General features: G+C 34.3%; 15 protein-coding genes, 13 tRNA genes and 2 rRNA genes. 1 reads left to right on the forward strand and 29 read right to left on the reverse strand.

The window, feature by feature from the left end; translation table 11 throughout:
• Positions 1-3 precede the first annotated feature (3 nt).
• Complete coding sequence (uvrA, locus tag EV214_RS14130; protein WP_132246903.1) at positions 4-2,838, reverse strand: excinuclease ABC subunit UvrA; 2,835 nt, start codon at positions 2,836-2,838, stop codon at positions 4-6.
• Between the two features lie 4 nt (positions 2,839-2,842).
• Positions 2,843-4,828 (reverse strand): excinuclease ABC subunit UvrB, encoded by a 1,986-nt coding sequence (gene uvrB, locus EV214_RS14135; RefSeq protein WP_132246905.1) that lies wholly within the window; start codon positions 4,826-4,828, stop codon positions 2,843-2,845.
• Positions 4,829-4,983: 155 nt separating this feature from the next.
• Between uvrB and EV214_RS14140 the strand changes: the two genes are divergently transcribed.
• Entirely contained in the window at positions 4,984-6,207 is a 1,224-nt protein-coding gene (locus EV214_RS14140; RefSeq protein ID WP_132246907.1) for a sensor domain-containing diguanylate cyclase, read from the forward strand.
• 1 nt (position 6,208) lies between these two features.
• Here EV214_RS14140 and EV214_RS14145 read toward each other — a convergent pair whose 3' ends face one another.
• The 27 genes from EV214_RS14145 to rrf (EV214_RS14275) all read right to left on the reverse strand — a co-directional run.
• Positions 6,209-7,447, reverse strand: coding sequence for a PDZ domain-containing protein (locus tag EV214_RS14145; protein WP_132246909.1), 1,239 nt, complete (start codon positions 7,445-7,447; stop codon positions 6,209-6,211).
• A gap of 269 nt (positions 7,448-7,716) precedes the next feature.
• Positions 7,717-8,937 (reverse strand): S41 family peptidase, encoded by a 1,221-nt coding sequence (locus tag EV214_RS14150; protein ID WP_279233134.1) that lies wholly within the window; start codon positions 8,935-8,937, stop codon positions 7,717-7,719.
• Between the two features lie 156 nt (positions 8,938-9,093).
• Entirely contained in the window at positions 9,094-9,942 is an 849-nt protein-coding gene (locus EV214_RS14155) for an aminotransferase class IV (protein WP_132246913.1), read from the reverse strand.
• A 165-nt stretch (positions 9,943-10,107) separates the two neighbouring features.
• Positions 10,108-10,183, reverse strand: a tRNA-Phe gene (locus tag EV214_RS14160).
• 5 nt (positions 10,184-10,188) lie between these two features.
• Positions 10,189-10,265: transfer RNA gene (locus EV214_RS14165), tRNA-Ile, on the reverse strand.
• Positions 10,266-10,285: 20 nt separating this feature from the next.
• Positions 10,286-10,362: transfer RNA gene (locus EV214_RS14170), tRNA-Ile, on the reverse strand.
• Between the two features lie 4 nt (positions 10,363-10,366).
• Positions 10,367-10,443: transfer RNA gene (locus tag EV214_RS14175), tRNA-Pro, on the reverse strand.
• Positions 10,444-10,463: 20 nt separating this feature from the next.
• Positions 10,464-10,539 (reverse strand) — tRNA-Trp (locus tag EV214_RS14180).
• A gap of 17 nt (positions 10,540-10,556) precedes the next feature.
• Positions 10,557-10,632: transfer RNA gene (locus EV214_RS14185), tRNA-Lys, on the reverse strand.
• Between the two features lie 4 nt (positions 10,633-10,636).
• Positions 10,637-10,712 (reverse strand) — tRNA-Gln (locus tag EV214_RS14190).
• Positions 10,713-10,721: 9 nt separating this feature from the next.
• Positions 10,722-10,798 (reverse strand) — tRNA-Arg (locus tag EV214_RS14195).
• 5 nt (positions 10,799-10,803) lie between these two features.
• Positions 10,804-10,877: transfer RNA gene (locus tag EV214_RS14200), tRNA-Gly, on the reverse strand.
• A gap of 12 nt (positions 10,878-10,889) precedes the next feature.
• Positions 10,890-10,966: transfer RNA gene (locus EV214_RS14205), tRNA-Asp, on the reverse strand.
• A 5-nt stretch (positions 10,967-10,971) separates the two neighbouring features.
• A tRNA-Val gene (locus EV214_RS14210) sits at positions 10,972-11,047 on the reverse strand.
• Positions 11,048-11,056: 9 nt separating this feature from the next.
• Positions 11,057-11,131 (reverse strand) — tRNA-Glu (locus tag EV214_RS14215).
• A gap of 18 nt (positions 11,132-11,149) precedes the next feature.
• Positions 11,150-11,226, reverse strand: a tRNA-Met gene (locus EV214_RS14220).
• A 3-nt stretch (positions 11,227-11,229) separates the two neighbouring features.
• Positions 11,230-11,346: ribosomal RNA gene (gene rrf / locus EV214_RS14225) — 5S ribosomal RNA — on the reverse strand.
• A 471-nt stretch (positions 11,347-11,817) separates the two neighbouring features.
• Positions 11,818-12,633, reverse strand: a complete 816-nt coding sequence (locus tag EV214_RS14230; protein ID WP_132246916.1) for a BKACE family enzyme — start codon at positions 12,631-12,633, stop codon at positions 11,818-11,820.
• Positions 12,634-12,719: 86 nt separating this feature from the next.
• The gene (locus EV214_RS14235; protein ID WP_132246918.1) at positions 12,720-14,078 is read right to left on the reverse strand and encodes an aspartate aminotransferase family protein; all 1,359 of its coding nucleotides are present in this window, start codon (positions 14,076-14,078) and stop codon (positions 12,720-12,722) included.
• A gap of 31 nt (positions 14,079-14,109) precedes the next feature.
• Positions 14,110-15,393 carry a dicarboxylate/amino acid:cation symporter gene (locus EV214_RS14240; protein ID WP_132246920.1) on the reverse strand — a complete coding sequence of 428 codons (1,284 nt, stop codon included), beginning with the start codon at positions 15,391-15,393 and terminating at the stop codon, positions 14,110-14,112.
• A 222-nt stretch (positions 15,394-15,615) separates the two neighbouring features.
• The gene (locus EV214_RS14245) at positions 15,616-15,948 is read right to left on the reverse strand and encodes a DUF3870 domain-containing protein (protein ID WP_165916381.1); all 333 of its coding nucleotides are present in this window, start codon (positions 15,946-15,948) and stop codon (positions 15,616-15,618) included.
• Positions 15,949-16,277: 329 nt separating this feature from the next.
• On the reverse strand, positions 16,278-17,162 hold the full coding sequence (locus EV214_RS14250) for a DMT family transporter (protein WP_165916382.1): 885 nt from the start codon (positions 17,160-17,162) through the stop codon (positions 16,278-16,280).
• Positions 17,163-17,403: 241 nt separating this feature from the next.
• The gene (locus EV214_RS14255) at positions 17,404-18,057 is read right to left on the reverse strand and encodes an Mpv17/PMP22 family protein (RefSeq protein WP_132246926.1); all 654 of its coding nucleotides are present in this window, start codon (positions 18,055-18,057) and stop codon (positions 17,404-17,406) included.
• A 166-nt stretch (positions 18,058-18,223) separates the two neighbouring features.
• The gene (locus EV214_RS14260) at positions 18,224-18,796 is read right to left on the reverse strand and encodes an indolepyruvate oxidoreductase subunit beta (RefSeq protein ID WP_132246928.1); all 573 of its coding nucleotides are present in this window, start codon (positions 18,794-18,796) and stop codon (positions 18,224-18,226) included.
• A gap of 1 nt (position 18,797) precedes the next feature.
• On the reverse strand, positions 18,798-20,582 hold the full coding sequence (iorA, locus tag EV214_RS14265) for an indolepyruvate ferredoxin oxidoreductase subunit alpha (RefSeq protein ID WP_132246930.1): 1,785 nt from the start codon (positions 20,580-20,582) through the stop codon (positions 18,798-18,800).
• A 248-nt stretch (positions 20,583-20,830) separates the two neighbouring features.
• Complete coding sequence (locus EV214_RS14270) at positions 20,831-22,702, reverse strand: sigma 54-interacting transcriptional regulator (protein ID WP_132246932.1); 1,872 nt, start codon at positions 22,700-22,702, stop codon at positions 20,831-20,833.
• Between the two features lie 206 nt (positions 22,703-22,908).
• A 5S ribosomal RNA gene (gene rrf / locus EV214_RS14275) occupies positions 22,909-23,002 on the reverse strand; the annotation flags it as partial.

Genomic DNA, 23,002 nt, shown 5'->3' on the forward strand with positions numbered 1-23,002 from the left:
TTTCTACCTTTCATTCTTTTTAAATATCTTTTTCAAATATATTCCCGTATAAGACTCAGGAATCTTCGCAATCTCCTCAGGTGTTCCTATTCCTACGATTTGACCACCCCGATCTCCGCCATCTGGTCCTAAGTCAATCATATAATCACATGCCTTAATCACATCAAGGTTGTGTTCAATAACTAGAACAGTGTTTCCACCCTCAACAAGACGGTTGAGTACACCAATTAATTTGTGAATATCCGCAACATGAAGCCCTGTCGTTGGTTCGTCTAGTATATATAATGTCTTTCCTGTACTTCTCTTGCTTAACTCTGTTGCAAGTTTTACCCGTTGGGCTTCTCCACCTGATAACTGGGTAGAGGGTTGTCCTAGTTTAATATATCCAAGTCCTACTTCAAAGAGGGTAGCTAATTTTCTCTTGATCCCTGGTACATTTTCAAAGAATTCCAATCCTTCTTCTACAGTCATATCTAATACATCTGAAATGGATTTTCCTTTATATTTTACTTCTAATGTTTCTCGATTATATCTTTTTCCTTTACATACATCGCAAGGCACATATACATCTGGTAAAAAGTGCATCTCAATTTTTATAATGCCATCTCCGCTACAGGCTTCACATCTTCCACCTTTTACATTAAAACTAAATCTTCCCTTTTGGTATCCACGCATTTTTGCTTCTGGTACCTTTGCAAATAAATCTCTAATTAGATCAAACACACCTGTATAGGTTGCAGGATTCGACCTTGGTGTTCTTCCGATAGGAGATTGGTCAATGTCTATTACTTTATCAATATGTTCTATTCCCTTGATATCTTTATGATTTCCTGGTCTGCTTTTGGCTCTATGCAGCTCCATAGCAAGTTTTTTATAAAATATTTCATTGACTAAAGTACTCTTTCCTGAGCCTGATACCCCTGTTACACAAGTAAACACCCCTAATGGAAAGGAAACATTAATATTTTTTAGATTGTTTTCCTTCGCACCTATAACCTTAATCCATTGATCTTTTGGACTTCTTCTTATTTCTGGAATTTCGATTTTCTTCTTTCCAGATAAATATTGTCCCGTGATCGAAGCTTCACATGCTTTAATAGCTTCAACATTTCCCGCTACAATAATCTCTCCACCATGCTCTCCAGCTCCTGGACCAATATCTATAATATGATCTGCTGCATACATGGTATCCTCATCATGTTCAACCACAATTAAAGTGTTTCCTAAATTCGAAAGATTTCTTAGGGTTTTTAATAATTTTTCATTATCCTTTTGATGAAGCCCGATACTTGGTTCATCTAATATATATAAAACTCCCACTAAACTCGAACCAATCTGGGTTGCCAATCGAATTCTTTGTGATTCTCCACCCGATAATGTCCCTGCACTTCTTGACAATGTTAAATAATCTAGTCCCACATCTGCTAGAAATCCTAGTCTTTCATTAATTTCTTTTAGAATCTGTTTTGCAATTAGGACATTTTTTTCACTAAGCTCTAGATTTCTGAAAAATTCTAATCCTTCTCTTATAGAAAAAGTTGTGACCTCCGAAATATTCTTATCCCCTATTGTCACAGCCAATACCTCAGGTTTTAGTCGTTCTCCCTTACATGCATCACAAGGGGTTAGGCTCATATATTCTTCTATTTTTCCACGCATATAATCGGAATTGGTTTCTTTATATCTTCTAGCTAAATTCTTAATAATTCCTTCAAAAGGAGATTGATAAGTCCTCATACCTCCAAACTTGCTTTCATAATGGAAAGTAATATTTTTCTTTACTGTGCCATATAAAAGTTCTTCCAAAAATTTTTTTGGCACTTCTTCAATAGGTGTAGTTAGTTCTACACCATGCTCTTTCGCCAATGCATCAATCATTTCAAAATAATAGGTTCCTTCGCTCGCATTTGCCATAGGGGCAACCCCTCCCTCTTTAATGCTTAAAGAAGGATTTGGGATCACTAAATCTGGATCAATTCTTTGCAAGTGACCAATTCCATTACATTCTGGACATGCACCATAAGGACTATTGAAAGAAAACATTCTTGGTTCTAACTCTTCAATCCCCATGCCATGCTCTGGACAAGAAAATTTTGTACTAAAAGTAAGATCTTCCCCTTCTAATACATTCACAACAACCAATCCATCTGATAGGGATAGTGTTGTCTCTATTGAATCTGCTAATCTATTTTCGATCTCTTGCTTTACAATAATACGATCAATGACCACTTCAATGGTATGCTTTTTTGTCTTTGTAAGCTTAATCTCTTCACTTAATTCTCTTATTTCTCCATCGATTCTTACACGAACATAGCCGTCTTTTCGAATGCTTTCTAAAACTTTTGTGTGTTCTCCCTTACGCCCTCTAATAATGGGTGCTAATATTTGAATCTTTGTACGCTCTGGTAGTGTCATGATTTTGTCAACAATTTGATCAATAGTTTGTTGTGCAATAACGCGTCCACATATAGGACAATGGGGTGTGCCTACCCTTGCAAACAATAATCTTAAATAATCGTAAATCTCTGTAACAGTTCCAACAGTTGAACGTGGATTTCGATTGGTGGTCTTTTGATCGATAGATATCGCTGGGGACAATCCTTCTATATAATCCACATCTGGTTTTTCCATCTGCCCTAAAAACTGTCTTGCATAAGCGGATAAACTCTCCACATATCTTCTCTGCCCTTCTGCATAAATGGTGTCAAAAGCTAAAGAAGATTTTCCTGAACCACTCAGGCCTGTCATCACCACAAACTTATCTCTTGGTATTTCGATATCAATATTTTTTAAATTGTGTTCTCTTGCACCTTTTACAATGATCTTGTTTTTTTCCATATTCTCACCTCTTAGAAGTCTTCTTCTTAAGCTCCTTGCTTTTATCTCTGAGCTCTGCTGCTCTTTCAAATTGTAAATTTTCTGCTGCTTCCATCATTTCTATTTCAAGCTTTTTAATAAGATCCTCTATCTCCTGTTTTTCCATTATTTCTATATCTTTTTCTATACCATACTTCACACCTTCTTCTGCAACCTTTGTAGCTTCTATCACGCCTCCTACTTTTTTTACGATTCCCTTAGGCTTTATATTATGCTTCCTATTATAGTCTTGCTGTAACCTTCTTCTTCGATTAGTTTCATCGATTGCATACTGCATCGCATCTGTCATCTTATCCCCATACATAATAACTTTTCCTTCTAAGTTTCTCGCGGCTCGTCCAGTCGTCTGAATTAAAGAAGTTTGAGAACGAAGGAAACCTTGCTTATCTGCATCCAAAATAGCTACAAGTGAAACTTCAGGTAGATCAAGACCTTCTCTGAGTAAGTTGATTCCTATCAATACATCAAAAACACCAAGTCTTAAATCTCTAATAATCTCCATTCTCTCTAATGTATCAATATCTGAATGGAGATATCTTACTTTAATACCCACCTCTTTAAAATATGTGGTCAAATCTTCTGCCATTTTTTTCGTAAGGGTGGTCACCAATACCCGCTGTTTCTTTTCTACTACACAATTTATTTCTCCTATCAAATGGTCAATTTGCCCTTTTATAGGTTGTACATAAATCTTTGGATCAAGAAGTCCTGTAGGTCTTATGATCTGTTCTACTGTGTTTTGTGTATGCTCCTTTTCATAAGGCCCTGGTGTTGCACTTACATAAACAATTTGGTTGATCATTCCCTCAAATTCTTCAAAATTAAGGGGTCTATTATCGTAAGCAGAAGGCAGACGAAAACCATAATCGATCAAATTTCCTTTTCTAGAACGGTCTCCTGCATACATACCCCGAATCTGTGGGATTGTAACATGCGATTCGTCCGCAATGATTAAAAAATCATCTGGAAAATAATCGATCAAAGTAAATGGTTTACTGCCAGGGGGTCTTTGAGAAACATGCCTTGAATAGTTTTCGATTCCCTGACAAAAGCCAACTTCCCTTAGCATTTCCATATCATACCTAGTTCTTTGTGCAATCCTTTGTGCTTCAATCAATTTTTCATTTTCTTTAAAATAATGGATTCGTGTATTTAGTTCTTCTTCTATATCTATAATTGCATGCTCAAGCTTTTCCTTTGTGGTTACATAATGAGAAGCCGGAAAAATGGATACATGGTTTCTAAGTCCGATGATTTCTCCTGTTAAAACATTCATTTCTGTAATTCGATCGATTTCATCTCCAAACAATTCTACGCGGATAGCATTTTCAGCTTGGCTCGCAGGGAAAATTTCTATTACATCCCCTCGAACCCTGAAAGTTCCTCGTATAAAGTTGATGTCATTTCGTGCATACTGTATCTCTACCAATTTTTTCAATATTTCATCACGACACTTTGTAATTCCAGGCCTTAACGATAAAACTTGATTTTCATAATCAATAGGATCTCCAAGGCCATAGATACAAGACACACTTGCCACAATAATCACATCTTGCCGCTCAAAGAGGGCTGCCGTTGCGGAGTGACGCAATTTATCGATCTCATCATTAATCTGCGCATCCTTCTCTATATAAGTATCCGTATGCGCAACATATGCCTCAGGCTGATAATAATCATAGTAACTCACAAAATATTCCACAGCATTATTTGGGAAGAATTCTTTAAACTCACTACAAAGCTGTGCTGCTAAAGTCTTATTATGTGCAATCACTAGCGTAGGCTTTTGAACCTTTTCAATCACATTGGCCATAGTAAAAGTCTTACCAGAGCCTGTAACCCCTAAAAGGTTTTGATGCTTCAGTCCCTTATTGATCCCATCACTTAAACCTGCAATGGCTTGTGGCTGATCTCCTGTAGGTTTGTATGGTGATACAATCTTAAATTTCCCCATGATAAAACACCCCTATTCATCAAACATTTGTTCGTATTTTAAATTATATCCTTAGAATTCTTTAAAGTCAATCCACTAGAAACTGTTTGCAAGAAAATTCGAATAGGTTATAATTAGATCATGTATACTAAATAAAAAAATGTAGGTGAAATATTGTGATCACAAAATTAAAAAGAAAAAGTACTTTTATTTGTATTTTATCTATATTGACGCCTTTTATCGTCTATGGTCTTTTTCAATTTTTAAAAAAAGATTATAATTTTTGGTATCCCGCAATCCTTTCTATACTTATGGGTCTTTTTTGTACCTATAAACTTAAAATAGTAGAAAAAACATTCACAAACATACTGGATATCAATCGAGAAATAGAAAAATATAATGAAGTAAAAGATGTGATGCTTCAAATCAGCAACTCTATTGTCCATATAAACAATATGGATGAACTCTTACAGCTTTTTGTAGACTGCGCTGTTCAAATCATAGATAAAGCAGATCGTGCAAGTATTCTTATAAAAAATGATGCAGGTTTATTTGAATATAAAGCGGTACATGGATTTGATATCAATAAACTTTCTAAATTAAAGCTTTCACTAGCTGAAACCTATTTAAATGGAAAAGACTATCATAAATCTGTAATTATTCATAATCCTGGTCTTTTTGATTCTCAAAATATGAACAAGAACCATTATGAATCATTAAAAAATGCAGAAGCTTTAAACATCAAATCAACCATTTGTACACCCATCATTATTAATGATATATTATATGGATTAATTAATGTAGACAATATCGCGCATAAACAGATTTTTTTGAAAGAAGATCTTGTGATTATGGAATATTTAGCAGGTCAACTTGCTGTTGCCATTAGAAATCTAGTTCTTTTTGAAAAAACGTTGTTTTTGTCTCGCTACGATGGGCTAACGCAACTATACCATCGGCACTATTTTGACGAATTGTACCACAATATCTATGAGCGTGCAAAACGATACAAAGAAGATTTTGCCTTTTGTATCATGGATTTAAATGATCTAAAACAAATCAATGATTTATACGGCCATATAGCTGGAGATATGGCTATCCAATATTTTTCCCAAATCCTTAGAAACAATGTAAGGTCATCTGATATTTTAGGAAGATTTGGTGGAGATGAATTTGTATTGATTCTATTAAATGGAGATGCTATTCAAGCTGAGCAGAAAATGGAATCAGTCTCTAACTTTGTGAAAGAAAGCCCATTTATTTATGATGGTCATGATTTATATGTGAATTTTAGCTATGGTATTGCATCTTACCCCGAAGACGCCACTACGAAAAAAGAATTGTTAAAATTAGCAGACAAGAGAATGTATATCCATAAAGAAAATAGTAAAACCATGTGATTCACATGGTTTTTTTGCTACCTATTTTTTCTATGATCCTTTTCAAAATACTTGTAGAAGTCTGTATATCAAAAACAAATGTGCTGTCCTTTGGCACAATCACAAGCCCCAAATTGTTAATTCCCGTTTGATAATTTTTATGCTCTAGCGTCTTTCTATTACCATTACTATCAATGACCTCCATCCAAATATATGGTGGAAATGTATCTAAAACGTCTTGTAGATTTTCTTTTTCATTTACAAAGGTATTGTTTATTTTGATCATCACATCTCCTTGTTTCAATCCCATTAACATGCCTACGCCATCTTTTTTCACATCTAATATAGTAATCCCACTACTGTGTTTTCTAAAGATAGGTACCGCACTCTTTTCTTCTCTTTGTGAAATAATGATCAAATATTCATGTGCTAGAGGTGCAAAGAGGGTTGCAATCCATTTAAATATTGTGAGTCTAGTAGAAATAACGGATAAAATAAGTAAAACAACACTATAGACAAACAATCTTTTGGCAGACTTCTTACATTTATTTCGTGGCGTATCGGATAAAACCATATCCCCATATCCAAGCGCTGCAACAACCGCTGTAATTTGCAATGGAATATTTTCCATGGCTTTACTTGCTTTAAATAGAGGCCACCAATCTGGCAAATTCACTTCTTGTGTTCCTGCTAATTGTCCAGCAGCCAAAATCAAAACAGCAAAAGGAATAGGCCAAAACCGCTGCATGCTAAAGCCGCCTACTAACCCATATTTTTTATTTTCTACAAAGATAGGCACGGCTTCTTTATATCCATCAAAATAGATTAGAATACTTTCAATCAAGTGGAGTATTGCAATAATGGCAATAATACTTGACACATTTAATTTTGGAACACCAAAAATCAAACTAGATAACGCAACGAATCCTCCTGAGTAAGAAAAACAGATATATCGCACATTAATAAGCATAAGCAATATGGCTAATGGAAGAATAAAATAAAAATCTCTCGGATCAATGGTAATCCCAAAAATCATAATCACGATGGTTCCTACGATTCCTCCCATTACCCCTATACCTACAGCATTGATGGTCATATCCTTTATGGATATTTTTGTTTCTCCAACGACATTTCTTTTCATTTCATAAATCCGTTTATATTGTGTATATATAAGCCCAATCACTACCCAAAAAAAAGGATTTAAAAACACTGTGATGATGGTCAATAAAGCTATTTGCAACAATTCTAAAAATGCAAACAAAGTCCTTCCTCCCTAATGGAGTTACAGAAATCTTTGATTTCGTTTTAACTCCTTACTAAGCATTAGCTGATTTTCCTTAGTATAATATATAAAAAATATTGATGCCAAAACCATTCCTTTTCAGCATCAATATCTCTTAAATGTCCATTAGCGTATTACCAATCACGTAGTACATCTTACTTGTTATTTTAACCATTTTTTTCCTTGTTTAATCCCTTTCATAGGATTAATCTATTCCAGATTAACTTCCTTGAAAAAATTAAGTACCATTACTCTTTCGATATTTTTTCTTTTAAAACTTCAATCCCCTTTTGTAATTGTACATCTTCTTCATCCGTTATATTAATTTTCTCTTTTAACGCTTCTGGCATTTCAATCACGATATTTGGTTCTATTCCTTTTCCATGAATATAGATACCATTCGGTGTAAAATATTGGGATGTTGTTAATTTAAATCCAGTTCCATCCTTTAAATCAATAACTTGTTGTACCAATCCCTTTCCAAAAGTAGTTGTACCAATGAGTGTTCCTGATTTTGTATCTTTTACAGCGCCTGATAAAATTTCTGATGCGCTCGCACTTCCCCCATTGACCAATAATACCAAAGGATAGTTTACCTTATTTTTATCAGATTTTTCATATTGACGCTTTCCAGCTCTATTTTGTGTATAAACAATGGTCTGTTTTCCTAACAATCGATCTGCAATACGCACACACTCTGACAACAACCCCCCTGGGTTATCTCTTAAATCAATCACAAGTCCTTTTATATTTTGCTTTTCAAGCTTTTTTAGATGCGCCATAAAATCTTCTGATGTTTTTTCATCAAACATCGTAATTCGGAGATATGCTAATCCATCTTCTAGCATTCTTGATTTTACAGTCTTGATTCTGATCTCTTCTCTCGTAAGCTCAACAGAGAATGGTTCTTTTTTTCCCAATCTCATAATGGTTAATGTTACTTTTGTACCAGGTTTTCCCTTGATCATGGCTACTGCTTCATCTAAATGATCTGCTGTAACATCCTTGTCATTTACCTTTATAATTTTATCTCCAGACTGCATGCCAGCTTTATCTCCTGGCGTGTCTTCAAAGGGTGCAACAACAGTTATAAAGCCATCCTTTCCTGGAGACATAACCACGCCAATACCACCATAGCTTCCGTGTGTATGCTCCATAAAACTCGTAAATTCTTGTTTATTCATATAAACAGAGTAAGGATCATCTAAGGCTTCAAACAATCCTTTTATTATGCCATCTTCAAACTTATTCTCATCTACTGCTTGATAATAATTTTCTTTTATCACACTTTTTAAATTATTCATTTTACTGTACGTTTCATTCATTTTTTTCGTATATTCATAATTCTGTTTCGAAACAAGTACCTTGTCTCCAACAGACAGAGCAAATACATTTGTCAGTGTAAATGTTACTAACCCTGTTATCAATACAAGTATCATCGATCCCATTATTGCACGTTTTTTACTCATCATAAAACTCCTTCACCTCAATATGATTTGTTTAAGGGATACAAAAAAAAATTATCCCTAAGCAACTTCTGCTAATAAATAGTTTATTCTTAAATAAAATCGAATAGTACAAAAACTTTCATAAATGTTGCATATTTCTAATTATATCATTTTCTCTTATTTTTGCAAATAATTGAATTTTCTTCTATTCATATACATCTCCATCTCTTTTTTATATCCCTCTGCAATTTTTTCGATCAATCCATTACAAACAGAATTTAGCTTCACCTGATTAATACTGCTAATTGGAAGCACATTCACAGAAGTTCCACTCATAAAAGCCCCATCTAATGAAGAAATTTCTTTCTCATAAATAGCTTGCTCCCTTACATCGATGTCTAAATCTTTACAAACTTTAAGGATACGCTTCCTCGTTACCCCTAGCAAAACATCTTTTGAAGAAGCCGTATAAAGAATCTCATCCTTTACAAAAAACATATTGGACCTGCTACCTTCCATAATATATCCACCATTATTTACCAAAATCGCCTCATATGCCTTTTCTTTTTGGATCATTTTATTGACATTCTCCCGTAAAAATGTATTCATCACCTTTGCATTTGGATTTTCTCTCTCAGAATAATACAATATTGTATGGATGCCTTTTTTATAAACTTGATCTTCTGGATAATGACTCTCTATAAAATATGTAAAAAAGTCCTGTTTTTCTCCATTTATATTGCTACATAATAATTTCACATTCATATCCTTATACCTATTTATTTTAATAAGTTCAAAAATTTCAGCTGTGATCTCTTCATCCGATTTTTTGATCTTCACACCTAAAAGATCTCCTGATTTCCTCATTCTATCCAAATGTTCTTCTAAAAATAACGGAACCCCATCAATAATTCTTATGACTTCATAAATAATAGGCGTACAAACTTGGTCAAAAATGTCCATATCTTCAGTGGCATATGCTTGTCCATTATAAATATAATGATCTAAAAAGGCTTCTCTTTTCATCCTATCACCTCAATGTATAATCTATTCTCTTTCTATTATACGTCAAACCCCTTTTATAATCTATCATTCTTATGGTTAAATAAATTTTATATTAGATAAACACATCAAGAATAATGTATACCTATAAAAAAATAGCAAGCAGATTCTGCTTGCTATTTCAACAAATGGTGCCCAGAGGCGGAATCGAACCACCGACACGGGGATTTTCAGTCCCCTGCTCTACCGACTGAGCTATCTGGGCAAATATGGTGGGCCTTCAGGGATTCGAACCCCGGACCTGCCGGTTATGAGCCGGACGCTCTAACCAACTGAGCTAAAGGCCCCAATTTAGAAATTGGATTGATGGTGGGCTTGGGAGGACTCGAACCTCCGACCTCACGCTTATCAGGCGTGCGCTCTAACCACCTGAGCTACAAGCCCTAAATGGTCGGGGTGGCAGGATTTGAACCCGCGGCCCTCTGGTCCCAAACCAGATGCGCTACCAAACTGCGCTACACCCCGATTAAGCATATATCCAACATTGGCAGGGGTAGAAGGACTTGAACCCTCGGCACATGGTTTTGGAGACCACTGCTCTACCAACTGAGCTATACCCCTACATTTCAAAATAAATTTGGTGACCCATCCGCGGCTCGAACGCGGGACACCTTGATTAAAAGTCAAGTGCTCTACCAACTGAGCTAATGGGTCTTATTGGCTGGGGTAGCAGGACTCGAACCTACGCATGCCAGAATCAAAATCTGGTGCCTTACCGACTTGGCGATACCCCAAAAACTTTATGGCGGGTCCACAGGGATTCGAACCCCGGACACACGGCTTAGAAGGCCGTTGCTCTATCCAACTGAGCTATGAACCCCTATTTGGAGCGGATGATGGGAATCGAACCCACGCTATCAGCTTGGAAGGCTGAAGTTCTACCATTGAACTACATCCGCACATTATGAAATTGGCGACCCGGAAGGGGCTCGAACCCTCGACCTCCAGCGTGACAGGCTGGCATTCTAACCAACTGAACTACCGGGCCAATTTTGGTGGGCGCAATAGGGCTCGAACCTATGACCCCCTGCTTGTAAGGCAGGTGCTCTCCCAGCTGAGCTATGCGCCCTAAATAAAATGGTGACCCATCCGAGAATCGAACTCGGGTTACCGCCGTGAAAGGGCGGTGTCTTGACCGCTTGACCAATGGGCCTTAATAAAATTTTTTTACTGGTAGCGGCGAGTGGACTCGAACCACCGACCTTCCGGGTATGAACCGGACGCTCTAGCCAACTAAGCTACGCCGCCACAAACCAGCAACGACCTACTCTCCCAGGCAGTTACCCGCCAAGTACCATCAGCGCTGAAGGGCTTAACTTCTGTGTTCGGTATGGGAACAGGTGTGACCCCTTCGCTATTGTCACTGGATAATCCTTCCAAGAAAATCTTTTCATCTTTTTTTCGAGGACAAGATATATTATAATACATATTTCTTGTTTCGTCAACACTTTTTTATTCTTTCGTCATAACTTTTAAAATTCATTAAAGTCAATTAACTGACGACAGGATTGATTTTATCATCTATTTCATAGTTTGTCAACGATATTCGAGAAAATTCATTTTGGAAAATTCTAGATTGTTTTCATTGGATGAATACTGCGTATACAAAACCGTATACGCATTAATTGTTCATTTGTTTCCGTTAGAAATTTACATCCTGTTTAAAGAATTTAGATACACGATTTAGATCCAAACAATAAAAGCATAACCCCTGAAACATTCGGTTCCATTGCATGCATAAGTAAAAAGTTTCAAGGGTTTTCTTTTTAACCAACTATCAAAAAAGCTGTTTCATTAGATATTACTGTTAAATCTTTTACGTATTTTTCAACTAATTTACTACGCTAAGCCAAGTATTTTTTTAGCTTCATCCACTGTTGCTATTTTTCTTCCAAGTTCTTTCGCTATACTTACTACTTTTTTCACTAACAATTCATTTGTCGCATGACTTCCATCAGGCATTTTAATAACATCTTCGAGTCCAGTTCTTACATGTCCCCCTAGAAGGATTGCCATCGTAATCATTTGAATTTGTGACCGTCCTATACCACTTACATTCCATGTTGCATCTTTAGGTAGGCTATCTACCATAAACATTAGATTCTTAGGTGTTCCTGGAAGAGAACCTGGTACATTCATCACAAAATTAAAATGTAGGGGACCTTTTAATATGCCTCTTTTCTCTAATCTTATTGCATTATGAATCATTGCTACATCAAATGCCTCTATTTCTGGTTTTATATTATTATCAAACATTTTTTTAGCTAAAGCTTCTACTAATTCTGGGTCATTTGCATTCACACTTGTAGGGAAATTTGAGGAACCTGTAGAAAGACTTGCCATATGCGTATTTAAATCAAGCATTTGACCACGCCAATCGATTGTATTTTGCCCACCACGTGCGCCTGTTGAAACCTGCTTTATGATATCTACTTTATCTTTATCCAATCTATCCAAAACTTCTTTAAATAATTTTCTATCACTAGTGGGTTTAGCATTTTCATCTCTTACATGAATATGGGCAACTACAGCGCCTAATTCTCTACATTTTTTTATATCTCCAATAATCTCATCTATTGTAACTGGAGAATATGGATTTAATTCCTTAGTAGGTACATTCCCTGTATGTGCTATCGTAATAATTAATTTTGTCATTTTACAATCCCTTTCTGTTATAAATTTTCATCTAAATTGACATCTAAAAGGGATAGAAGTTAGATTTATCTAACTCCTCCATTTTTCTATATCATTTCTTCACAAGTTTTTTTAATTCCAGCTTCTAATTTATCAAATAATAGATCTACTTCTTCTTTTGTAATATTAACGGGTGGCGCAATTAAACAATGATCCCCTCTTACCCCGTCTACACTTCCTCCTCCAGGGTAAATTACCAATCCTTCTTCTAAGCATTTATTCGTTAAAACACCTTTTATGTTTTCTTTTACATCAAATGGTTCCTTTGTATCTTGATCCTTTACAAATTCTAGACCAATCATTAAACCTTTTCCACGAATTTCTCCTACAATAGGATATTTGTATAGATCTTGCATTTTTTCTATTAAATACGCACCTTGTTTAGCCGCATTTTCTACATAACCTTCTCTTTCCATTATCTCTATCACCTTGTTCGCTATGCCTGCAGATAGTGGATTCCCTGCATATGTATGCCCATGCACAAAATGACCAGAGCCATTAACCATTATTGTATCAAATACCTTATCTGTGCATATTGTAGCCCCTATAGGCGTATATCCGCAACTCATCCCCTTTGCACAAGTTACAATATCAGGTATAATATCAAAGTGTTCTATGGCAAATTTCTTTCCTGTTCTACCAAAACCAGCCATAACTTCATCTATTATTAATAAAACATCATATTTATCACAAATTTCTCTAACCATTTTAAAATATACTTTGTCTGGATGTACCCCAGGCGCTGCAGAGCCTACTACTGGCTCAGTGATAAATGCAGCAATATTATCTGCGCCTTGTCTTAAAATTTCTATTTCTAAAGCTTCTGCAGCTTTTATACTCGTTTCTTCTAGCGTCTCACATCCCCATGGATTTCTATAATGATAAAATTGTTCAATCTTAGGCATGTTAATTAGCATTGGATCATATATCTTTCTTCTTCCTGTTATACCGGTCATTGAAAGTGAACCGATCGTATTCCCATGGAATGAATTCCATTTTGATATAACTTTCCACTTTGTACTTTTATTTCCATCTCTTTCTACAAAATATTGTCTTGCCATTTTCATCGCTGTTTCTGTAGATTCTGAACCACCAGATACAAAATATACATGATTTAAATCTCCTGGAGCCCACTGTGCAACTTTCTGCGCACATTTTTCAATAGAATCTACTGTCCATCTTGAAAGATGTATAAAAGCAATTCTTTCCATATGTTCCTTTGTGAACGCTGCAATTTCCTTATTCCCATGTCCAATATTCGCCACAGCAGATCCAGCACATCCATCTATATATTTATTGCCATCTGCGTCATATAAATAAATTCCTTCACCCTTTTCAATCATAGGATAATACCAGTTTTGATTTCTATAAAATACATTGTTTTTTGGTGCTTTATTCAAACTCATTTTTCAAGACCCCTTTTTTTTGTTTTTTATATTAAGCGGCTTTACTTACTTTTTCAAACATGCCACCATTCTCAAATTTTTCTCTGTCTAAATCCCCCTCCATACCAGCTACAGCAGTTGCAACTACTAAGTCTCCTAGTGCATTTGTAGAAGTATGTGCTTGGTCAACAATTCTATAAATACCTGCTACAAGAGCAATCCCATCTAGTGGTAATCCCATACTTGTTAGTAATGCGATACTGATTAATAATCCAACTTGAGGCACCGCTGCACAACCAACTGATAATAAAGTTGCTTGTAGTACTAAAAGTGCTTGCATTTTAAAACCTAACTCAATACCATAAATTTGTGCTGCAAACAATACGATGATCCCAAAATAAATAGATGTCCCGTTCATATTCGCAGTAGCGCCTAATGGTAATACAAAGCTTGCATTTTCTTTTGGAATCCCTAGTTCTTCATCTGCAATTCTCATTGTTACAGGTAATGTGGCCATAGAACTACAGGTACTAAATGCAACGAGCCACGTTTGAAATGCTTTTTTATAAAACTTCATTGGATTGACTTTGCCAAATATAACTAACACTAAAGTATATATAAGCGCAATATGGATCATGGATGCCAAATAATCTGTTAATATAAATTTTGATATAGGTCCAAAAATTTTCAAACCAAATTTTGTAGTCGCTTTTGCCATTAGTCCAAATACACCATAAGGCGTAACTTTAACAACAATATCTGTAATCTTAAACATTACTTCAGAAACGCTATCAATTAAACTGATAAGTTCTTCTCCTCTTTTTCCCATCATCAATAGTGCAGCTCCGATAAATACACTAAAAGAAATGATATGTAACATTTCACCATTTGCCATAGATTCAATTGGATTTTTAGGAAAGAAGTTTAATATCGTATCTGCGATACCAGGGAGTTCTTTTACTTCCACACTACTTGCAGCTTCCCCTAATTGAATTCCTGCTCCTGGTTGAATGATATGCGCTAAGACAAGACCAATTGTTACTGCACAAAAAGCTGTTCCAAGGAAAAATAAAATAGATTTAATTCCAATACTTCTAAGTTTCCTAATATCCCCTAAATTGGCAACACCACTAATAATTGAAAAGAATACTAAAGGTACAACAACCATTCTGATTAATTTTAAGAACAAATCTCCCATAAAAGAAAGTATTGGGACAAACTTCGCTACAAGTACATTTTCTTCTCCACCCATTATACTAAAAACAAAACCTAGACCTGCTCCTAAAATCAATCCAATAAATATTTTATGAAACAATTTTAATTCAAATTTTTTCATCAATTATCTCCCCCTTCCAATTTTGTTTACTTCTTTATTTCTTATTCTTTACCACCTCTTTTTTATTTTACATATTCGTCCGGCCAGACAAAAACTATTTATGCAATAAAAAAATCCAATACAAAATAGCAAAACGCTATTCATGCACTGGATTTTATTCATTCTACAATAATGGGTTACACTATCGTAACAAATAAAGCAGCTAAAACAATTTTAATTTTTCTATAATTCACTCTTCCAAATCTCATATTTTTCATAGGCACCCTTTAAAGCTACACAAACTGCCTTTCGAGAAACTCCATGAAATCTATACTCTACTTCATGCACCAAATCATCAATGTTATGGTCGTGAACATTAAACCCAACCATTATATTCTTTAAAAATTTTTTTGCCTCTTCGGTTAAAAGCGTAGATACTGCATCTTCAATAATACCCGTTTTCGTATTAATTATAAGTCCAACGCCTACTACCCCATGTAGTTTTCCAGCGGAAATATTTTCAGGTAGTTTTGCGTATGATATAAAATACACTGTGTTTTTATCGTATCCATCCAACTGTAATTCCCTCCAAAACTTTTTTTGAATAAAAAATAGCACAACTATAAATATAATAAAAAACATTTATATTGTACTGGATTCTATTCGCTTTGCAACATTGTGTTACAATATCGCCGAGAATAAAGCAGTAATTATTTAATTGAAATATATCTTAAAACCGTTTTGACTATATGAAACTTATTCCTTTATTACCTATTTATAGTATACGCGAACCAATAAACTTTTTCAACAATACTTTTTAAAATTTTATTATTTTTCAGTATCATTATTCTTCAACAGTATGGTGTTCATTTGATTTAAATGATTTTTATACGCATTTATTATACTTATAATGATTTCTCCGCATTATGTAAATATTTATATAAAATTCCACTTACCCCCACTAATGAAATCATTATCAAAATCCCTCCAACAATAATTCTTAATGATAACATTTCAGAAAATAGACTTACGCCTAATATAACCCCAAAAATAATTCTACTAGAAGCTACCAATGCACCTGTTGCGGAATCTACATACCGATATCCAATCGTAATAAAAAGCTGCCCTAATACCCCCATTAACGCTGAGAAGAAAATATAAAAAGCAACCATTGGTGTTGGAATTTCCAAATTTGACACCACCATTATAAAAGTGATTATACTTCCAATAAGCATTAAATAGAACATAATCAAATAACTTTCATCCTGTTTTCTAGCTTCACGTAAAAAAGATACTGCAAAAGCAGCCATAAGTCCTGCCATAAGTCCTGCAACATCGCCCTTATTAATAGAATTAAAATCTGGAAAAACAATTAGATAATACCCAATCATCGTTAAAATCAAGAAAGAATAATATATTTTCTTTACCTTCTCGTTGTTCATATAGGGCGCCATTAAAAAAACAAATACCGGATAAGTCATATTCAGCATATTAGCATTCGTAATAGTTGTAAATTGTACTGATATAAAGAAAAATATAATCGTTAAGGCATTAAATATGGCTCTTAAAATAATATACTTCATATTATTCGGCTTTAAATTTTTCTTCTTAAATACCACATAAGCTAAAAATATAACAAATCCTACTATGAAACGTCCAAATGCCATAACAATCCCTGAATAATTTGAATTTTGCATAGCAATTTTTGCAAATACAGAATTCAGTGAAAAGAACAATGCAGATAATGCAACAAAAAAAATTCCTTTATAATTCCCCTTTGATTTATCCATTTCCACTCCCCCTTCATAAAGCATTGTATCAAATATCCTAAAAAGAATACAGCTTTTATACTTACCATAAAAAAATAATTTTTTACGAACCTTTGCTCTTTGAAAAATATATATATAATTTAAAAAACACCATCACTACGATATTATCGTGTAATGGTGTTCATTATATAAATTAAATCTTATCAAATTAATATTTTTATTCAATATATGCGCTTACTTCTTTTGCTCCGTTTAAAACACTTTAAGTCATCTTTTTTTCTTTTTTCTTACCAAATGCAAGTATTGCTCCAAGTGCAATAGAAAGAGATGCAGCCACTAAAACTCTATATTCTGGGGGTAATAAAAAAGTGATTGTATGTGCTGGTATCCAGAAAAATGGGACTGTCTTAACAATAACAAATGAAAAAAATCCATTCCAATCCACTTTTGATACCACATCATTTAATGTGACTTTTTCTTTTCTTTCATATTTTAAGTCTATGAATGTATCTGTTATACGATGAAACGCCATCATTGTTGGTGCAAATGTTGTATTCATTAGTACACTTGTGAAAAATGCAAATGCAAACTTCGAATCCCTCAAAGGCAACATACCATTTGCAAGATTTCCTTTTACACCGATTGCAAAGAGTCCAAATATTAATACAATAACCATTCCTAAAATTCCCCAAATAAACGCTCTATAAACGACCCCACAAGGAATGTTAAAGTTTCCCGTAGTAATTCTTATGGCTAATAATTCTCCCATTGTTGCAAGAATTGAAAATTTTATAAATCCTCCAATATATGGATGTTTCGTTGTTAGATTTACAAATACTTCATGCGTTATTGGTGATATCATAATAAATATAAATATGCCTAATGCAAAAGTCCATAAAAAATCTCCTTTTTTCAAACAATACACACTCCTCTTAAGATATTGTCAAAACTAAACCTTTGCATAATATTAATAAGTTATTTTATTATTATGTCCAAATTTTGTTTGAAAACCTATGAACATCCTTAGGACGATTCACAGGTTTTTTATACTTTATGATTAGACCAATCATATGCCCTTCATATTATTTTACTAAATCCATTCCTATTTTCATTGCTTCAATGTTCATATCTATAAACTTCTCTTTCACATTTCCACTTATAATTTTTTCCCAGTCTATCTCCTCAAGACCCATTGATTTTACTACGGTTCCTAAAAGGATTATATTCATAACCTTTGAATTGCCTAGTTCTTTTGCTTTTGTTGCAGCATCTATAATCGTAGCATTGGCTTGCTCTACTAATTCTTCATTTATTCCTTTTGGATAATCTACTTTTCCATTAAGAATCGGCATCGATTCTATTTCAAAATCATTCACGACCGCTTTGCCTTCTGGTTTTAAATACTTAAGCCATCTTAATGCTTCCATTTTTTCAAAGGATACTAATATATCCGCGCCACCAATCTCTATAACTGGAGACTCTACCTTATCTCCATATCTAACTTGAGATGATACGGAACCTCCTCTTTGGGACATACCGTGTATTTCGCTCATTTTCACATCATATCCTGCTTCCATAAGACCTGTTGTTAAAAGTTTACTCGCAAGGATCGTTCCTTGACCCCCTACGCCTACTAATAGAATACTCTTTGTCATCTTATTTTTCCTCCTTTGCAATAGCACTTACAGGACAAGTTTGAATACAGACTTCACAGCCTACGCATTGCACTGGATTTATACTTGCTTTCTTCGCTTCTTTATCGAAGGATAATGCGGGACAACCTGTTTTAATACACATTCTACATCCAATACACTTTTCTTTATCAATACTGCATTTTTCCATAAATGCACCTTTAAACTCTTCTTTATCTTCTTTAGAAAACTTTTTAAGAACACATGGCCATCTTGTTATAATCACGGATGCTTCATCTAAAGATAGCGCCCAATCTAATGTTTCTTTCACTTCTTTAAGATTGTTTGGATCAATCACGCGTACATTTTCAATCCCACAAGCTCTTACTAATGGTTCAATTTCTACTATTTTTGTTTCTTTGCCTTGTAGCGTATATCCAGTTCCTGGATTCTGTTGATGTCCAGTCATTCCGGTAATTCTATTATCTAGGATTACATTGATACTATTGCTTTTGTTATAAACAACATCTAGTAGGGAATTGATTCCTGTATGGAAGAATGTAGAATCACCAAGTACTGAAACAACTCTTTTTTTATTATTTTCTTTCATATTAAATACCTGCTGTGCACCATGACCAATGCTTAAGCTTCCACCCATACAAAATGATGAATCCAATGCATTGTATGGATCAGAGAACCCTAATGTATAGCATCCGATATCGCCTGATACCATTATATTTTTTCTTTTTCCGATTTCATAGAAAAATCCTCTATGTGGACATCCTGCGCAAAATGTTGGCGGTCTCGCTATCACTTTGTTTTCATCATAATCTATCGTTGGATTCATTTCACCAAATACTGATTTTCTAATTACATCTGGTGTCATTTCTCCGCAGCATGGGAATACATCGCTTCCATGACATGTGATTCCTAAAGATTTAATATAGTCTTCTATATACGGATCATTTTCTTCAATGACATATATTTTATCAACTTTACTTGCAAATTCTTTGATTTTTTTGTCTGGAAGGGGATGTGTAAATCCAAGCTTTAAGTAAGATGCATCTTTACCAAATACTTCGTTTGCATAGCCGAATGTGCCCCCTGAAGTAATGATTCCTATTTTCGTGTCATACCACTGAAAATAATTTAATGCAGTCGTATTTGAAAAATCTTTCAATTTGTTTATTCTTTCCTCTACAGCGATCCTTCTTACTTTTGCATGTGCTGGTACCATAACATATTTTTTTGCATCTTTCACATATTCTTTAATACCCACTTCTTCCCGATCAAAGCATTCAACGATTCCTTTTGAGTGACAGACTCTTGTTGTCATTCTAATTAAAATCGGCGTATCATATGCTTCACTTATTTCTAATGCAACTTTTATCATATCTTTAGATTCTTGACTGTCAGATGGCTCTAACATTGGAATTTTAGCAAATTTTGCATAGTTTCTGTTATCTTGTTCATTTTGAGATGAATGTTGACCAGGCTCATCAGCCGTAATTAAAACCATCCCTCCATTTACTCCAGTATAGGCAAATGTAAATAATGGATCAGCTGCAACATTTACACCAACGTGTTTCATCGCCGCTACCGTTCTTGCTCCAGCAACAGAACCACCGATTGCAGCCTCTAGTGCTACCTTTTCATTTGGTGCCCACTCTGCTAATATAGATTCTTTATAAGTCGCCATATTTTCTAAGATTTCTGTACTCGGTGTTCCTGGATAAGCGGATGCATATTTAACACCTGCTTCGTATGCGCCACGCGCAATGGCTTCATTTCCTGTGAATAACTTCTTCATATTTCCACCCCTTCTGCTTTTATCTATTTAAAAATTTCTATCTACTTTTATCATGCATACTTCTCTTGCTTTAATATCTTGTTTCTATTCAATTTTTTACAGATTAATATCTTTATTTTTCTATATTTTATTACGCAATTTTCGTGCCAAAAAAAATACAGGTCCCAACACCTGTATTTTTCCACTTTTTTTGTAATGCTTATTAATTTATTTGTTAACCAAAGTTAACTTAATGTTCATTTTTATTATCATTTATTCAATTTCTTCCAAAGACCTGTTCTACTTAACCCTAACATTTTTGCAATTTCTGTCTTTGTCATTCCTTGTTTTAAAAGCATATCAATCACTTTTTCTTCTACAAATTTGTTGATTTCCTTTAAATCTATTCTTTTATCTAAGTTGTTTTTCTTTGCATTTTCATGCTTTTTTATTTCAGTTTCATCTAAATTGATTTCATTAAACAATAAATATCTTTGTGCGATATTCCTAAGTTCGCGTACATTCCCAGGCCAGTTATAGTGGATTAGTTTTTCTTCTATTTTTTTATTGATAATGTAATTTATCGTATCACTAGATAATTCTTTTAAATAATAATTAAAAAGAGGTAATATGTCTTCCCGCCTTTCCCTTAGTGGTGGAATGTTTACTTCAAGTATACTCAGCCTATAAAACAAATCACTCCTAAAGCTTCCATCTTCAACCTTTCTTTTAAGTTCTTCGTTTGCAGCTGCTATGATTCTTACATTTAGAGGTATTACATGATCCGATCCAATGCGCATGATTTCTTTTTCTTCCAAAACTCTTAAAAGCTTTGCTTGAAGGTTTCGTGATATGCTATTGATTTCATCTAAAAGAAGCGTTCCTCCATGTGCAAGTTCAAACAATCCTAGTTTTCCACTCTTACTAGCACCCGTAAAAGCACCTTCTTCATATCCAAATAGTTCACTTTCAAGAAGGCTTTCTGAAATGGCTGCACAATTTATTCCCACAAAGGGTGCATTTTTTCTTTCACTAATATTGTGCATACTTTGTGCAATCATTTCCTTTCCTGTTCCACTTTCTCCATATATAATGACCGTACAATCATTTTCTCCTATTTTTTTTGATTTTTCTAGTGTCGCTTTCATGAAAGGATCATATGCAATGATATCTTCAAATTTGTATTTTGCATAAAGTCCTTTTTTATTAAGTTTATATCTTATTTTTTCCTCAAGCTTTTGAAGCTTTGTAATATCTTGAAAGGAACATAAAACCCCCTGAATATTTCCATCTACATGAATTATGGAAACATTTGCAGCTATGACAAAATCATTTAAAAACTTGATCTCATTATATATTTCCATTCTATTTTTCAAGACTTCCATAATAAAATCAAGCTTTGGGAATACATCTAATAAATTTTTATGGATCACTTCACCAGTATCTTTCTTGAGAAGTTCTTTCGCTCTTTCATTATAAAGTATGATTTCCCCATTATCATCTATAGCAATGACAGCATCATGCACCCCATCTAATATATTTTTTAAAACTTCACGCTTATATTTTTCTTCATATAAATTATTGATAAGCTCTTTGGCATAGCTGATCGTTGCATAGATTGATTCCTTGCTTGCATTGATAAAGACATGATCCATTCCATTTTCTCGCGCCACACTACATGCGATACCACTCCCCACAATAACAACATTATCTTTTTTATCTATATATTTTTCTACTTTTCCCTCTATTTCATCTCTTTCTTTAAATCTTTCTAAAATGATTTTCGTATGGATCATATCTTTCCATTCATCATAATCAAAATATATTTCATCCCAAATAATAAGAATAATTTGCTTATCATATTTTCTCGCTCGCTTCATTGCTTTTAAAATATCAATGGTAGTTATTTTAAGGTGAACGACAGGAATGCTTACAGTACTACTTGCATATTTATAGCCACCACTCCTTGCAATAACAACCTTTACACCTTTTTTTTCTAAGATTTTTGCTTGCATTTCCATATGCTCAGCATCTAACAGATCTATGATAATTTTATCATTTTTAACATCTTCTTCAAATAATGCGACGATGCTTTCTTTCAGTTCAATATCCGATGCGATGATGCCTATTTTTTCATTCATTGTTATTCCCCTTATATCCGCTACAAGTGAATTAAAAGGATAAAAATAATTTGAATGCCTATCCTTATCAAAACCTTGTAAAGTAATATTCCCTTTAACATATGGTATACTCATATTATTATACATCTTAATTCAAAACTCAAGGTGATCTATAAAAAATATATAAAAAAACCCACAACGAACCTCCTCGTTATGAGTTCTTATGTAACCAGCAACGACCTACTCTCCCAGGCAGTTACCCACCAAGTACCATCAGCGCTGAAGGGCTTAACTTCTGTGTTCGGTATGGGAACAGGTGTG

The organism is Marinisporobacter balticus (assembly GCF_004345705.1).
GTDB classification, from domain to species: Bacteria; Bacillota; Clostridia; order Peptostreptococcales; family Thermotaleaceae; genus Marinisporobacter; species Marinisporobacter balticus.